The 15,979-nt window shown below is 40.8% G+C and carries 15 protein-coding genes; 14 read left to right on the top strand and 1 reads right to left on the bottom strand.

Translation table 11 applies throughout. From position 1 onward, the window contains the following. Positions 1-166: 166 nt before the first annotated feature. Positions 167-964, bottom strand: coding sequence for an IclR family transcriptional regulator (locus I6E61_RS05130; RefSeq protein WP_197130907.1), 798 nt, complete (start codon positions 962-964; stop codon positions 167-169). 623 nt (positions 965-1,587) lie between these two features. Here I6E61_RS05130 and I6E61_RS05125 point away from each other — a divergent pair. The 14 genes from I6E61_RS05125 to I6E61_RS05060 all read left to right on the top strand — a co-directional run bounded on the left by I6E61_RS05125 (position 1,588) and on the right by I6E61_RS05060 (position 15,318). Further along, entirely contained in the window at positions 1,588-1,899 is a 312-nt protein-coding gene (locus I6E61_RS05125; protein ID WP_197130904.1) for a non-heme iron oxygenase ferredoxin subunit, read from the top strand. Between the two features lie 38 nt (positions 1,900-1,937). Beyond that, positions 1,938-2,237, top strand: coding sequence for a recombinase-like helix-turn-helix domain-containing protein (locus I6E61_RS05120; RefSeq protein WP_197130901.1), 300 nt, complete (start codon positions 1,938-1,940; stop codon positions 2,235-2,237). Positions 2,238-2,264: 27 nt separating this feature from the next. Further along, on the top strand, positions 2,265-3,308 hold the full coding sequence (locus tag I6E61_RS05115) for an aromatic ring-hydroxylating dioxygenase subunit alpha (protein WP_197130898.1): 1,044 nt from the start codon (positions 2,265-2,267) through the stop codon (positions 3,306-3,308). Between the two features lie 52 nt (positions 3,309-3,360). After that, positions 3,361-4,119 (top strand): SDR family oxidoreductase, encoded by a 759-nt coding sequence (locus tag I6E61_RS05110; protein ID WP_197130896.1) that lies wholly within the window; start codon positions 3,361-3,363, stop codon positions 4,117-4,119. A gap of 49 nt (positions 4,120-4,168) precedes the next feature. Next, entirely contained in the window at positions 4,169-5,101 is a 933-nt protein-coding gene (locus I6E61_RS05105; protein WP_197130893.1) for a VOC family protein, read from the top strand. A gap of 53 nt (positions 5,102-5,154) precedes the next feature. After that, complete coding sequence (locus I6E61_RS05100) at positions 5,155-6,375, top strand: NAD(P)/FAD-dependent oxidoreductase (RefSeq protein ID WP_197130890.1); 1,221 nt, start codon at positions 5,155-5,157, stop codon at positions 6,373-6,375. Positions 6,376-6,513: 138 nt separating this feature from the next. Then, a complete protein-coding gene (locus I6E61_RS05095) occupies positions 6,514-7,752 on the top strand; it encodes an MFS transporter (RefSeq protein WP_197130888.1) in 1,239 nt (412 codons plus the stop codon). 84 nt (positions 7,753-7,836) lie between these two features. Beyond that, on the top strand, positions 7,837-8,358 hold the full coding sequence (locus tag I6E61_RS05090; RefSeq protein ID WP_197130885.1) for a cupin domain-containing protein: 522 nt from the start codon (positions 7,837-7,839) through the stop codon (positions 8,356-8,358). 79 nt (positions 8,359-8,437) lie between these two features. Then, the gene (locus I6E61_RS05085; protein ID WP_197130880.1) at positions 8,438-9,247 is read left to right on the top strand and encodes an alpha/beta fold hydrolase; all 810 of its coding nucleotides are present in this window, start codon (positions 8,438-8,440) and stop codon (positions 9,245-9,247) included. Further along, on the top strand, positions 9,244-10,038 hold the full coding sequence (locus I6E61_RS05080; protein WP_197130877.1) for an SDR family oxidoreductase: 795 nt from the start codon (positions 9,244-9,246) through the stop codon (positions 10,036-10,038). Before I6E61_RS05085 ends, I6E61_RS05080 begins: the two co-directional genes overlap by 4 nt. A 22-nt stretch (positions 10,039-10,060) precedes the next feature. Further along, positions 10,061-10,852 (top strand): aspartate dehydrogenase, encoded by a 792-nt coding sequence (locus tag I6E61_RS05075; protein WP_197130874.1) that lies wholly within the window; start codon positions 10,061-10,063, stop codon positions 10,850-10,852. 24 nt (positions 10,853-10,876) lie between these two features. Continuing rightward, on the top strand, positions 10,877-12,346 hold the full coding sequence (locus I6E61_RS05070) for an aldehyde dehydrogenase (protein WP_197130871.1): 1,470 nt from the start codon (positions 10,877-10,879) through the stop codon (positions 12,344-12,346). A 70-nt stretch (positions 12,347-12,416) separates the two neighbouring features. After that, positions 12,417-14,057, top strand: coding sequence for a thiamine pyrophosphate-binding protein (locus I6E61_RS05065; protein WP_197130868.1), 1,641 nt, complete (start codon positions 12,417-12,419; stop codon positions 14,055-14,057). Between the two features lie 73 nt (positions 14,058-14,130). After that, positions 14,131-15,318, top strand: a complete 1,188-nt coding sequence (locus I6E61_RS05060) for a hypothetical protein (RefSeq protein WP_197131977.1) — start codon at positions 14,131-14,133, stop codon at positions 15,316-15,318. Positions 15,319-15,979: the final 661 nt, after the last annotated feature.

Below are 15,979 nucleotides of genomic sequence, written 5' to 3'. Positions count from 1 at the left end.
GTTCGAAATATAGACTATGGATGATTAGGGTCAAGCTTCTAAGTTGTTGAGATAACTACAGTATGAACCGCCTTAACGCTAGCATTAGGGCGGTTCATTTTTTTTGATACATTTATCGGTTTTATAAATATTTATTATTAGGTTATGACAATAAGTTTAAATCTAATTACCAACTACCATCAGGTTTATAAATTTTACTAAGATTATTAGCTGAATTGACAATGGAAGGGGTTATATGTTCCTCGAAATACTCCAATGTAAATGCATGCACTGGAAAACTAACAGAAAGCGAATATACAATTTTGTTAGATGATAAATCTTTAACTGGAGCAGTACAAGCAACCATGTCATTATTGAACTTTTGCCAGCTAGTAAGGTGGCTTTTTCCTCGAGCTTGATCTACTAATTTTAATAGTTCATCAATATTAGTAGGAGTTGCGTCAGAATAAACTTTCCAATCTGAGAAATTATGAAATCTTCTTTCTATCTCTTCGTTCGGTAAATCACTCAATAACATTTGTCCAATAACTGTTGCATAAGCAGGCCACCTCAATCCAGGTAATATATTTGATATAAAACTGCTCAAAGGTTGGATATTCTGTAAATTGACGATCTCTGTTCCATCTAACGTAAAGAGGTGTACAGCAGTACCAGTATCATCTCTCAATTTCTCCATGACAGCATAAGCTTCGTGCTTGAATGAGATAGATGTTAAATACGAATGAGATAAATCAACCACTTTAATGTCTAACATGTAGTTTTTATTACTGTCTTTTTTAATATAACCCATTTGCTCTAAAGTAAACAGAAGTCTGTAAGCGCTAGACTTATTTATTCCTAATTCCGCTGCTACTTCTGATAATGACATCTCAACAATCTCACTATTATTGAACAACTCCATCAACAAAAGCCCGTTTTTTAGGCTGTTTACCATATATTTATCATTAGGTAATGATTCAGACATTATATCGATCTCGAAAAATTAATTAGAAATATTCTATCATATAAGGTGATTTATCTTGTAGTCCACACACAAGACTTCGATACGAAATGGGTAGTGTTTAGTAACTTAATTAATCATCATATCTATATAAACCTTTATTGTTCTTCTTAATGTTGGAGATAGTAGTCCTGTTTAATCAATTCTGTGCAAAGGTTACCGAGATTGTATTGTCTACTGATTAGAATGGTTAATTCATCAAACCATGCTATGGAGGGCGTCTGTTCTAGATCATTTATTCAAATTATTATTTTTAGTTTTAGATAAAAATAATAATACGCTTGTCTCTTTTACGGTTTTGCTAGTTCCTTATTATCCTCAAACTTTGTATCCCTTTTCTTATGCTTTCTTGCTATTGAAATTCTGCTTGCCTTTCTTTTTTATATTAAATAATCATAAATATTTTATAAACGATAACCTTAGAAATACGGCTATTTTTTATTTAAGTATTTGATTATAAGTGTATTTACTGGTTATAAATCCTGTTTGTTTTCATTTCATATGCGGTTGACAACAGTAGAAAATATAACTATATTAAGTTTTACACATTAAACATAGTTTTATATACAAAACTAAGGACGATTTACATGGACTGGTTACCAATATGCGATCTATCAGATATCAATGAAGATGAACCTAAATCTGTAGAAGTAAACGGCAAGAAGATTGGGATTTTTCAAATTGAGGACGCTTATTTTGCATTAGAAAATATATGTCCACATGCTTATGCTTTGTTGACTGACGGTTTTATTGAAGATGAGACAGTAGAGTGTCCGTTGCATGAGGCTATTTTTGACATCAAAAGTGGCAAGTTATTGAGTGGACCTGCTGATCGAAATCTATGTACCTACGCTTTAAAAATCGAAGCAGACAAAATATACCTTCAAGATAAAGTCTAAAGAGGGCCTAGAAGTTAGGATCATAAAGGAGAAGAGTGATGCAGCAATATAACGAAAGCTTGATCCGTTGGAAGCAACATAGTCCTAGTAAGGATGCAGGTATAAACAACATTCAAATGCCAGGACAGCCAACGCTCATGGTCTGGCAAACACGCGATCACGAGCCGACAGACTATGAATTGTCTTTGGCAAAAAATCTAATCATGGCGTTTTCATCTGGTGCTGAAACTGTAGAAGATGTTGTCAGCGCTCTCAATATGCAAGGCATGCTCCATGGAGATGGAAATGCGTTTACCACTGAGTCATTTGAACGAGAAATGGCACGGTTGGGTTACTAAAAATCATCAAGTAGGGAGTACAAGGCGATGAGACAGTTTCAGTCATTAGAAGAGTATTTGTCATTAGGACTTAGGAATCGCTGGCATCCAGTCCTATCTTCTTGGGAAATAGAAGCGAATCCAATTGGTATCACTCGTTTGGGTGAAAACTTAGTGCTGTGGAGAGATGAAGAAGGCGAAGTTCATGCATTAGAAGATAGATGTCCGCATCGTGGTGCCAGACTGTCGTTAGGTTGGAATTTAGGTAATAAGGTTGCCTGCTGGTATCACGGCGTAGAAGTGGATAAGACGGGCACGGTCATCGATGTCCCTGCGGTTAACGATTGCCCAATGAAAGGTCAGGCTTGCGTGCGTACTTATCCAGTACAAGAGTCAAATGGTGCCATATTTGTCTGGTTTGGTTTAGAAGATGGTCAAACGCCAACGCCACTTGAGTTGCCAGAGCAGCTAGCAAGTGATGATTGGAGTAGCTTTTTGTGCATGGCTGATTGGGAAGTTAACTATCAGTACGCCGTTGATAACGTCATGGATCCCATGCACGGTGCTTTCTTACATGCTACCTCTCATTCTATGGCAGAAGGAGATAAACAGTCTGATATGGAGTTTAGACGGACTGAAGACGGTTTTATATTCGAAAAAACAGGTCAAAAAGGCGTGAATTTTGACTGGGTAGAATATGGCGACACTGGCAGCCCTTGGTTAAGACTGTCTATTCCTTATAAGAAAGATTTTGGCCCAGGCGGTGTGTTTTGGATTGTCGGTTTTGCCACTCCTATTGATGAGAATCACACGCGTGTCTTCTTTTGGCGCTGCCGTGAAGTACAAGGCTGGCAGCGCGACACATGGCGCTTTATGTACCGCGCACATCTTGAAAAATTGCACTGGGATGTCTTAGAGCAAGACAGAATCATTTTGGAGAATCTGGCACCCAATGCTCAGGCTCATGAATTTTTGTATCAGCATGACGTAGGTCTTGCGCGTTTAAGACGAATCTTCCAAAAAGAAGGTAAAAAACAATTCAATCAGTTGCAAATATTAAAAGCGTCTAAAGAAGAGCAAGCCAGTGTTTAACGGTTAGTGTTCTCAAGCGTGGTTTATCAATCTAAAGGGAGTTTGAGCACAAATGAGCAATCTATTATCAGACAAAAGAATTGTGATATCGGGCGCAGCCCGCGGGCTGGGACTATCTTTTGCCATCGCTTGTGCTAAGCAAGGAGCAGACGTGATTATGTTAGATATCTTAGAAAGTGAGGTTCAAAATCAAGCCAATATATTAAAAGAGCAAGGCTTCAAGGCAAATGCTTGGCAGATAGATTTGGCAGATGCGCCAAACATTAAATCGACAGTTGACAGCTTGATCGCCCAAAACGATAAGATTGACGGGTTGATAAATTGTGGGGCATTGGCGACTGGCGTCGGTGGCAAAAGTATGATGGATTATGATGAGGAACTTTGGGATCGTGTGATGCAGATCAATGTAAAGGGCACGTGGTTATTAAGCAAGGCGTTAACACCCTATCTCAAGACATCTAAAGCAGGAAAAATTGTCAATATTGCCTCAGATACCGCGCTTTGGGGTGCACCAAACTTGATGGCTTATACCGCAAGTAAAGGTGCCATCATCTCTATGACTCGCTCCATGGCGCGTGAGCTTGGTGTAGACAATATCTGTGTCAATTGTATTTTACCCGGTCTTACCATCGTTGAAGCAACCGCTTATGTACCACAGCAACGCCACGACCATTATGTCAATGGACGCGCGCTCAACAGAAAGCAATATCCAGAAGACATAGATGGCACAGCAGTATATCTCTTGTCCGATTTGGCGTCATTTGTCACAGGTCAAAATATCCCAGTAAATGGTGGCTTTGTATTTAACTAGGAAGCTTGCGTCACAGCGAGTGACCAAAGCATTCCAATAAGGATTTCACATGATAAACGGAATTAAAACCTTAAAATTCGGTGTTGAAGACCGAAAAAAATGTCAGAACTTTGCAATTGATTTTGGGTTAGAAGAAGTCAGCTCAGACATAGAAGGCACGACAAAATTTAGCATGGACAACGGTAGTGCCATTTATGTCTACGACAAAGATGACACCAGATTGCCGCCTGCTTTTGAAGACGGCTCGACGCTAAGAGAAGTGACTTGGGCAGTCGATGATCAAGAGAGTCTTAACACGCTAAAGGATCGCTTACAAGGTGTCGATGGTTATAAAGCAGAGACAGATATGTTGTATTGCCGTGATCCAAATGGGCTGACGTTGTCTTTTGAAATCAGTGTCATGCAAACCAGTCTCGATAAAGCAAGCGCGGGTATCAATCAGTATGGTTCTATTAATAGAATCAATGAAGCCAGTCCAGTGTATGAAAAAGCAGCACCATTAGGCGTCGGTCATGTTGTCCTCTTTAGTCCCAATCTTGTAGCGGCACAAACATTTTACGAAGATAAATTGGGCTTTTATCTATCAGATGCTTATAACAATCGAGGGGCATTTTTACGGTGCTCCGCGGAAGGCTGGCACCACAATCTGTTTTTATTAAAGCTGCCTCACAGAGATGCGTCTGGGTTAAACCATGTGGCCTTTATTGTTAGAGACATACATGAGGTCATTGGCGGCGGTCTGCACATGAACCGAAAAAAATGGGATTCGTTTATCGGGCCTGGTCGCCATCCTGTTTCTTCTGCGTACTTTTGGTATGTGCATTCACCATTTGGCGGGGCATTTGAATACTACACTAACGACGATTACTTAACGCCTGAATGGCAAGCTCGTCATTATGATTATTCACTTGATTTGTTTACAGAGTGGGCAGTCGAGGGCGGTATTGATGATACTACGAGACGGCAAATCAATAACATGTAAAGGCAAATCTTCTTTATATGTAAAGGAGTCGAATATCAATCAGGAGATTTACCATGGATAAGGTAGTCGTAGTTGGGGCGGGTCAGGCTGCTATATGGACGGCAAAGACGCTAAGATCAGAAGGTTACACAGGTAGCATCACGATCATAGGTGATGAAAAGTATGCCTTTTATGAACGGCCTCCTTTGTCGAAGCAGGTGTTACTGGGTGAAGTTGTTCATGAGTCCTTAAAGATATTTAAAGACGAAGTTGTGGCAGAGCTTAACATTGAGCTCTTAAAGCCAGTCAAAGTAACTCACATCGATCGTCAAAATAAAACGGTCTATACCAACACTGACCAAACAATTACATATGACAAGCTGTTGATTGCCACTGGTAGTAAGGCAAAAATTCCTGTCAAAAAGTGGTCTACTTTTCATAATGTCGTTAGCCTACGCAATATTGAAGACAGTCTTCTCATAGAAGAAAAGCTCAATAATGTGGATAAAGTTGGCATCATTGGTGGCGGTTGGATCGGTCTGGAAGTTGCTGCTTCTTTATCCAAAAGAAATATCGACGTCACTGTCTATGAAATGAACGATCGATTATGTACCAGAAGCGTGAGTCAAGCGGTTTCAGATTATCTGTTAAAACTTCACAAGCAACATGGCGTCCATATCAAACTATCCTGTAAAAAAATCGACCTGAATAAATCCGACGTGAATCAAAGCATCAATGTTCGAATCGACAATGATGACGATATTGTCACCTATGATTTGGTCTTTTTAGGTACAGGCGCGCATATCAATAAAGAAATAGCTGAGATGTCAGGTCTAGATACAAGTGATGGTATTGTCGTTGATGAGTATTGCCAAACTAATGATCCCGATGTCTATGCCGCAGGCGATGTGGCGATTCATCCCAACTTGGGATTTTGCATTCAGTCTTGGTCAAATGCTCAGCATCAAGGTGTCATCGCTGCTCAATCTATGCTTGATCAAAAGATTGCTTATGAAGAGACACCATGGTTATGGTCGGATCAATACGATAAAAACATCCAAATATTGGGCTCCCCCGTTGATATCGATGACTGTCAACTAGTTATTAGAGCTGATGATTCAAATGACGACTGCTTTTTTTATCTCGATGATGAGAAAAAACTACGTTATTTAGTCGCTGTCAATAACAACAAAATTGTCAAAATAGCAAAGCGATGGATTAAAGCAGAATTGCCACTTGATCCAGAGGTTTTAAAAGACAACTCATTCAATCTTATGAAGATAAAACCTAAATAGTTATTCACTGAAGATAAGGATTTTAATCACTCAGTACTATTTTTTGTAGATGAAAGACGCTTTTAATAACCGATTTGAGTGGCATTCAATCACTGATTTAGTCATCAAATTTTAAGTCAATTATCAAGGATAACGGAAATGGATACAACCGTAGATAATGTCGATGCTGTAGGTGTACAAAGAAATAGACCGGGTGGTTTTAAATACTGGTTGCCCGCCATTGTATTGATGATAACGGTGATACTGGCTTTTTTTGATAAAATTAGTATTGCCGTCCTTTTTTCAGATCCTGCTTTTTTATCTGATTTTGGTATTGCAGGGGATAAAACTAAACTTGGTTGGTTGATGAGTATCTTCTTATTGGCCTATGGTCTCTCATCTGTGTTTCTAAGCTTTGTAGGTGATATCTTCGGTCCAAAAAAGATACTTCTATGTGGTATCGCCAGTTGGGGCGTGTTGATGTTCTTAATGGGTACGACCAATAGTTTCTATATGCTTTTATTCTATCGCGTATTACTCGGCATAGCTGAAGGGCCGTTATTGGCTTTATGTTATAGCATCGTCAAGCAAAATTATACGGAATCCGAGCAGGCACGTGCGTCTACCTTATTCTTATTGGGTACACCGCTGGGTGCGGCGCTTGGATTTCCGTTAACCGCTCTTATCCTGCAAAACTACCACTGGGAAGCCACTTTCTTCTTCATGTCGTTCATCACCATATTCCTATTCATCATCGTATTCTTTGGCTTAAAGGGTATTACGTATGTGAAAGCGAATAGAAAGAGTGTTGACCATAAAACGAACTTCACAACACTGTTAAGTAGTAAGCCATTTTGGTTGGTTACCTTCTTTAATGTCGGGACGTTGGCCTACCTATGGGGTCTAAACAGCTGGATACCGACTTACCTAATAGAAGCAAAAGGTTTTGATTTAAAGCAGTTTGGCAGCTTATCTATGATTCCATTCTTAGCCATGCTTATTGGCGAGATTATTGGTGCATTTAACTCAGACAGGTTTCCAAATAAGAGAGCGTTACAAGTCTTTGGCGGACTATTTGGCGCAGGGATTACGATGTTTTTATTGATTTATCAAGAAGGTGTAGTGAATGTTCTCATCTTCATGTCTGCCAGTGCTTTTTTATGGGGCTTCAATGTTTCAGCGATTTTCGCTTTGCTTGCTAACACGACGGCAAAAGAAGTGGCGACAACAGCAGGCGGCATCTTTAATGGATTTGGGAATTTCGGTAGTGCCTTAGCACCCGTTATCATCGGCTATATCGTTGTTTATACAGGCAATATTGACTACGGAATTATGTTTTTAGCAGGTGTGGCTATCGTATCCTCTTTCTTCTTATTGCCATTGCTTAAGAAATACTAGATTTAAAAAGAAAGAGCGTAAACAGCACAAAATTTTTTTAAATCAACCGATTAAATAGTGAGTGAAACCACAAGGAGTGCAGTTATGAATACTAAAAATACTGAAACTTGGAAAAGACCAGAAGGCAGTACGCTAAAAGATTGGATATCAACCCGTGTTGCAAGATTTGAAAATCGCGAATACGACTTTAGCGCACTGAAGTTTCAAGCAGATTTTGATCCTAAATACAGACGCGCTCAAATGCGTTATATGGGAACAGGGGCGACCGGTATTTCTGGGGATACCAATACGGTGCCAGCTGAAAACTTTACCTTTTCGACAATGCTGTTACCAGCAGGGTGTGAAGGCCCGCCACATGTGCACACCGATGCTGAAGAGGTTTTCTTTATGCTGCGCGGCTCTATTGAGTTGACGGTAGAAGAGAACGGTGAAGAAACCTCTTTGGTTTTGAATTATAGAGATTTGATCTCGATACCGCCCAATGTGTACAGAGGGCTTCGCAATCATACGCAAGAAGATGCGCTGATGTGCGTCATGATTGGTAATCCAAAACCTGTCATTCCGACTTACCCAAATGACCATCCGTTGTCTAAGATTAAACGTTAGGTTTTGCGAAAACGTTTTTGTTTCATCGATGGTAACGAGATGAATCGACTCTGATTTTTGGATACATAAAGGAATCTGTATGAAAAATTTTGACAAGGAATATGACTCCATCAGTCGTATTGAGTTTATTCAAAATGATGGGCTGGGTGAGGAGACGATTGTCTTTTTACATGGTATCAGCTCAGGTTCTGATTCTTGGTCAAACCAAATAGATGCCTTGGCAACTAATGGGTCTGTTTTAGCGTGGAATGCGCCTGGATATGGCAACAGTGAGCAAGTTGAACAAGAGGTGCCTACTGCGCTTGACTACAGCCAGCGTCTATTGGCGCTTCTCGAATCAAAAAATATTGATCGTATCTATCTCGTAGGCCATTCCTTAGGTGCGCTTATCGCTGCAGGTTTTGCCTCTGAATATCCAGGCAAGGTAAATAAACTGATCTTGGTCAATCCTGCTCAAGGCTACGGAGAGTTTGAGCAAGCAAAGCAAGATGAGGTTGCCAATATGCGTCCAAAGCGTCTGCGTGAATTGGGAGGTGCAGAGATGGCAAGGCAGAGGAGTAGTGCCTTGTTATTCGATGCTAGCAATGACAAGGTTGCGCTGCTCGAAAAAGTAATGGAGGACATTACGATAGAAGGGTTTGAAAAATCATCACGGTTATTGGCGCATGACAGTATCCACCATTATCTAGCAACGATAGACAAACCTGTCGACTTAATTTATGGCACTGAGGATGGTATTACCACCCCCAAGATTATGTTTGAGATTGCAGCACGGGATAAAAATATCACATTGCATGCTATTGATGCCGCCAGCCATTTATCGTACTTGGATCAGCCAGAGCGTTTTAACCAAGTACTTCTCTCCATTATTAAAGGTGATGATTTATGAGTTTTAAAGTAAGAGATAAGGTAGTCATCATCACTGGTGGCTCCTCTGGTATAGGACTCGAGTTGGTCAAGCTATTCCTAGCAGAAGGTGCCAACGTCGCTTGGTGTGGTAGAAACCAAGAAAAGCTTCAATCAACCTTCGACGCGTTGAGTGCAGAATACGACGCAAACCAGATGTTCATTCATCAATGCGATGTGCTCGACAAAGAGCAGGTAGCAGATTATGTCGCGTTAGTGATCGAAAAATTTGGCGCAATTGACATGCTTGTGAATAACGCCGGACAAGGCAAAGTGGCAGATTTTTTTGCCACCGAAGAGCAAGACTGGGTTGATGAGCTTAAATTAAAGGTTTTTAGCGTGGTGAATATGATTAATGCGACGTTACCACATCTAAAGCAGTCCGATATTGCGTCGATAACCAACGTGAACTCTTTACTAGGTCTAAAGCCAGAAACGCACATGGTAGCAACCTCAGTCGCCAGAGCAGGCTTATTGAATCTAAGTAAGAATCTCGCTAATGAGCTGGTCAAAGAAAACATTAGAGTTAATTCTATATTGATTGGGTTGGTGGAGTCTGGGCAGTGGCGCAGACGTTTTGAGGAACGATCAGACCAAAGCAAAAACTGGCAAGAATGGACGGCCCACGTCGCTACCAAAAAGCAGATTCCACTTGGCCGTCTAGGTAAGCCCGAGGAGGCAGCTTACGCACTTCTGTTTTTGGCATCGCCATTATCCTCTTATACCACAGGCTCGGTGGTTGATGTCTCTGGTGGCTTGAGCAAAGAAATATAAAAGATATAAACAGGAGTAAGGCATGAAAAGAGTGATGTTCATAGGCTACGGATCAATGGCAAAAAAAGTACATGAGATGTTGCCTCAAAATATCGTTTTATCAACGGTAGTTGCCAGTCCTAAAAGCGCAGAGAGTATCAAGGCGGAGATAGGCGACTCTATCGAGGTGATTACTTGCGTTGATGATTTAACTAACATGCCTGATTTGGCCATTGAGATGTCAGGACAAAATGGACTCAAAGAACATGCCATCAAGATTTTAGAGAAGTGCATACCCCTTGGTATTGTCTCTGTCGGGGCGTTTACCGATGAGACGTTTGCCGTCGCACTTGCTGATGCTGCACAAAGAAACGGGGTGAATATTCGTATCTTAGCGGGTGCCGTGGCTGGCATTGATGGTATCAATGCGGCAAGTTTGGCGGGACTGGACCGTGTAGTGTATCAAGGCAGAAAGCAGCCAGACAGCTGGAAGGGCAGTCATGCTGACCAGCTTATTGATTACGATCATTTAAAAGAAGCAACGGTTTTCTTTACGGGTACTGCGAGGGAGGCCGCGGCTTTATTCCCAGCCAATTCAAACGTTGCTGCCACCATTGCGCTGGCAGGTGTTGGTCTTGATCATACGACAGTAGAGCTAATCGCTGATCCAGCACTTGAGCACAATATTCATCATATCACCGCTGAAGGCGTATTCGGCAAGCTTGAGATCAGTATGACTGGATTACCCTTAGCCGAAAACCCTAAGACTTCAAGTTTAGCAGCCTTTAGTGCTTTGCGCTTGTGCTGTCAGATTGACCAAACCTTACAAATATAAAGCGCCATTAATGTGAGAAACCTTATGAAAAAAATATTTATTGCAGGTAAGTGGAAGCTTGGTGGTGGCAAACCGTCAAAAAGTTATTACCCAGCCGATCATTCAGAAAATGCGGAAATATCATCCGCAAGTTTGGATGATGTCGATGAAGCCATTTTAGCGGCTGATGCTGCTTGGAGACACTCAGACTGGCGCGACACATTACCCTCAGAAAAGGCCACCATTTTATTTAAAGTGGCAAACCTATTAGAAGATAAGAAGACATTTTTAGCCAAACTGCAAACCCGAGATAATGGTAAGCCGATCTCCGAAACCATGGGTCTGGTAAATAGTGCGATTGCCACGACTCGATATATCGCCAGTTGTCTTGAAACCTTAGACAACGAGCTGACCAATCAGCGCATCAAGTCTGTCTTGACGTTCACCACTTATGAGCCGTTAGGGGTAATTGCCGCGATCACACCATGGAACTCTCCAGTTGCATCAGAGATACAAAAAATCATACCCGCGCTGGCAGGGGGCAATGCCGTTATCCTAAAACCTGCTGAAGCAACCTCTCTTATCGCCCTTGAGTTGGCGACGATATTTGAAGAGGCCGGCTTACCAGCAGGTTTATTTAGTGTGTTGACTGGTAAAGGCTCTGTCGTTGGAGAAGCGATTGTCAAACATCCGCTGGTACAAAAAATTTCTTTTACTGGCAGTACCAGTACGGGTAGACACTTAGCGCATGTGGCAGCTGAAAAGCTTATTTCTACGTCCTTAGAGCTGGGTGGTAAATCCCCTACGATTGTCTTTGAAGATGCCAACGTTGATATTGCAGTAAACGGTGTGATTTACGGCATTTTCAGCTCATCGGGCCAAGCTTGTATTGCAGGCTCAAGACTATTTATTCATCAGAGTATTTACGACAAGTTTTTAGATGCTTTGATTGAGAAAACCAAGAAAATCATCGTAGGTGACCCAGAAGCACCCAACACACAAATGGGGCCTTTAGTCAGTGAAGCGCATCTTAATACGGTTGATGACTACGTCAAAATGGCTAAAGAAGAGGGCGGTAATGTCGTGACTGGCGGCTACAGACTCACTGGCGAAAACTTTGACAAAGGCTCTTACTATGCACCAACTATCATCACCGGGTTAACCAACCAAGCCCAAATCTGCCAAGAAGAGATATTCGGTCCTGTGCTAGTTGCAATGCCATTTAGTGACGAAGACGCATTGGTGGCTGAAGCGAATCAGAGTGTCTATGGTCTTGCCGCTGGCATATGGACAGAGGACTATCGAAAAGCGCTTGATATGGCGAAACGTCTTGAGGCCGGAACAATATGGATCAATACGTATAAAAAATTCTCTATCGCTACCCCCTTTAGTGGGCACAAAGAAAGTGGCGTCGGTAAAGAAAAAGGAAGATTGGGTATTTTAGATTATATGCAAACAAAAAGTATATTTCTAAACCTTGATGAAACACCAAACCCATGGTGTGAAGTCAAATAGTTATATATCAAATAACTATATTTAATACATGTATTAAACAACCAGATTATTAACATACAGGGATGAGATTATGACAGTCAAAGTAACCGTCGGTGAATTAGTAGCGAGAGTTTTGGAAGAACATGGTGTGAGCGATGTTTTTGGCTTGATTTCTATTCATAACCTACCGATTGCCGATGCCATTGGTAGAAGAGATAAAATCAGATTTATTTGTTCACGGGGAGAAGCGGGATGCGTCAACATGGCAGATGCGTATTCTCGATTCAAAGGGTTAGGTGTGGCCATCACCAGTACGGGTGCAGGTTCAGGCAATGCTATTGGCTCTTTGGTTGAAGCATGTAATGCGGGTAGCCCAGTTATTCATATCACAGGACAAGTTGAAAAAGAATACTTGGATCGTGATGCAAGCTTTATCCATGAAGCGGCTGATCAGCTTGGTTACTTAAAATCCAGTAGTAAAGCGGCTTTTAGAATTTTGAGTCCTGAGCACGCGGTTGGCATGGTGAGAGAGGCGATTCGAGTAGCGACTACTGTGCCCAAAGGCCCCGTCAGTATTGAAATACCGATTGATGTACAAGCGACAACCATTGAGCTACCTACTGAGTTATCGTATGTGGGCGCTATGCAATTACCTGACGCCCATAAGAAAGATGTGGATTTTGTTGCTGAGCAAATCCAATCTGCCAAAAACCCTATTTTATGGATAGGCGGCGGCTGTCTCGAAGCGAGTGCTGAGATCGAAAAATTGGCTGACATGGGCATACCTGTGGTGTCTTCCACTCATGCGCGCGGTGTCTTAGCCGATACGCACCCAAGAAGTTTAAATGCGTTTCATAACTCATCCGCAGTCGAAGCGCTCATCACAGAGAGTGATGCTTGCATCGTTATTGGCTCTCGCTTACGTAGTAATGAGACAAAAACCTACTCACTAAAATTCCCAGAAAACCTGATACAGATCGATGCAAGCCCAATGGCGCAGCAAAGAAATTATTCGGTCAAACACTTCTTTTGTGCTGAAGCAAAATCTTTTTTGCAGAATGTCATCCAGAGGTTAGGAGACACATCCAAAATAGATGCAGACTATGATCAGCGTATCAAATCGGCAAAGGACTTTGCCATTAATGCATTGGAGACTCAGCTAGGGCCGTATGCTGATCTGTGCTACTTGTTGCGTAAAGCCTTGCCAGAAGACGGCATATTGGTGAGAGACATTACGATGTCGGGCAGCACGTGGGGCAGTCGATTGTTCCCAGTCAATAAGCCGTTACAGAATATTCATTCTTTGGCGGGCGCGATTGGTTTAGGCCTATCACATGGTATTGGTACGGCAATTGCTAACCCAGATAAAAAGACGGTGGCTCTAGTAGGTGATGGTGGTCTAATGCTTGGCGTAGGTGAAATTGCCACAGCAATACAAGAGAATGCCAATATGGTTTTATTAGTGATGAATGATGGCGGTTATGGGGTCATGCGCGGTATTCAAAAAGAGTACTTTGATGGTAGACAGTATTACAACGAGCTACATACACCCTCTTTCATTGCACTTGGTGAAGCGATGGGTTGCAAATCTTACAAAGCAGACTCTCTAGAAGAGTTTGATATCAAGATTAATGAAGCTATGAAACAAGATGGTATGTGCTTGGTTGAAGTCAATATGAATGCGATTGGTCCGCTCAAGTTTGCAGGCCCACCACAGAAGAAGTTGTATTAAATATTGATATCAGTTGGTTTTACAAGAAGGATTTTTACTAATTGGATAATAGGAATTTCTCATGACTAAACTAATTTTCAAATCTTTAATTGTGTTAGCGCCAGTGTTATGGCTACCAACAATCACCAGTGCTCAGGCCAAAGTAATTGAACTAAAAAGTGAGGATGGAACTAAGGAGCTAAATGTTGGTGGCGTTATAAGATTTAATCAGCGTTATCAGAGTTGGAGTGAGGATAAGTACAACTCTGATTTAGGTGATCCTGATTTTGATATTTTTCGTTTAGATGTTGATGGAAAATATGATGATTTTTATTTAAATGGTAGTTATATCTTTCAAGACGATGATAAAACTTCTATTGAAAAGGCCTATGTGGGTTATAACGTAGATGAAAGAAACAGCGTTGAGGCAGGGTTGGTTTATAAGCCTTTTGCGATTTATCCTTATCCTCAAAATGGCTGGACATACCATTTACCTTTCTTTTTGGGATATGGTAACAATATTGCACCCGGTATAAATTTCAATCATGAAAGTGAGGACTGGGATGTGAAGCTTGGGTATTATCCTGAGATGTTATCTGAAAGTCTTAGATACTCGCCTGAAAGTGGGGCTTATAGCGAATTGGATAATACGTTTCCTTCTATGAGCCAGTATGAGAATGAAAAAAAGAACCAATTTAATGCGCGTGTGGCTCGCAAGTTTGAAACGGAGGCGGGTAAGCAGGAAATTGGTGTGTCGGGTGCTTATTCCCAATTAGAGAATGGCTTAACCAATGATGATGGTAGCTATTATGCGGTAGGATTACATACCAATAATAATTTTGATCAGTTCAATGTTCAAAGTTCACTTATACATTATGACTATGATGCCAAAAATCCTAGTGGTGTTGATGATAGTATGACATTGATGGGCGCAAATGGATTAACCCCAGCATATTTTATTGCCTCAGAAGGTACCGTCGGTAGTTTAAACTTGGCATATACAGTCCCAATGAAAGATATGGGTGCATTGAAAGCTGTCAAAGTATATAACGACTACAGTTATCTTAAAAAGCATCATGGTGACTGGGCTGATTCGCAAATGAATACCACAGGTCTGATGTTTATCGCACCTCCGTTTTTGGTTTGGTTAGATCATACTTACGGTAAGAATTCTAATATTATCGGTGGCGCAACCAACAGTACAGGCTTTACGTCAGCTACCTCTGAAAATAGTGATGAGTGGCTTTCCAGAGTCAATTTAAATGTAGGCTTTAGCTTTTAAAACTTGATATGAATGTTATTACACTTTAACTATCATTGGTATAACTTGTGAATATCATGACTAAAAAGGTTGTTCACGCTACATATAGCATGAACAACCTTTTTAGTATTTCTTTTTACTTCTGAGTAATATTAAGATTACGTTTAAGAATTTTGTCTTTTTTTATTATTATAAGTTCAGGATTATATTGCTTAGTGCCGACAAGCTTGATTCTTCAAGTTAGATAAATTTTACATTGTTATGCTTAGCTGAAATATTACTATGATTATCCACTATCTTTTTGATAGCTTCAGATTTAAAAGCTGTACTATGGGTTCCAGACTTTTTAGTTATGATAACCTCTTGTTTACCTAGCTATTCTTCTAAATTTATCTCTATATATCCTTCAATATAGATTACAAATAATATAGTAGTCTATTTCAACACTTACTTATCTAAAATATGCAGACAGTGCCGCTCATTGTTGGTTAAAGTAATGTGGTAAATAGAGTGTTAACCTATTCAAGAAATGATGATCTTTATCACGTTGCCTTTATTATAAAGTCTGGGTCACTTAAAAACCAAACAAAAAGATAGCGCCTAATATGGGCGCTATCTTTTTATTTGAACATTCTGAGATAATCGTATTCTCTCAGAATTTTCAAATTGGGACTAGAATGCA

Source organism: Psychrobacter sp. NZS113, assembly GCF_015864825.1.
GTDB lineage: Bacteria > Pseudomonadota > Gammaproteobacteria > Pseudomonadales > Moraxellaceae > Psychrobacter.
Note: the sequence above shows the minus strand (reverse complement) of the source record. Positions and strands in the feature narration are given on the sequence as shown.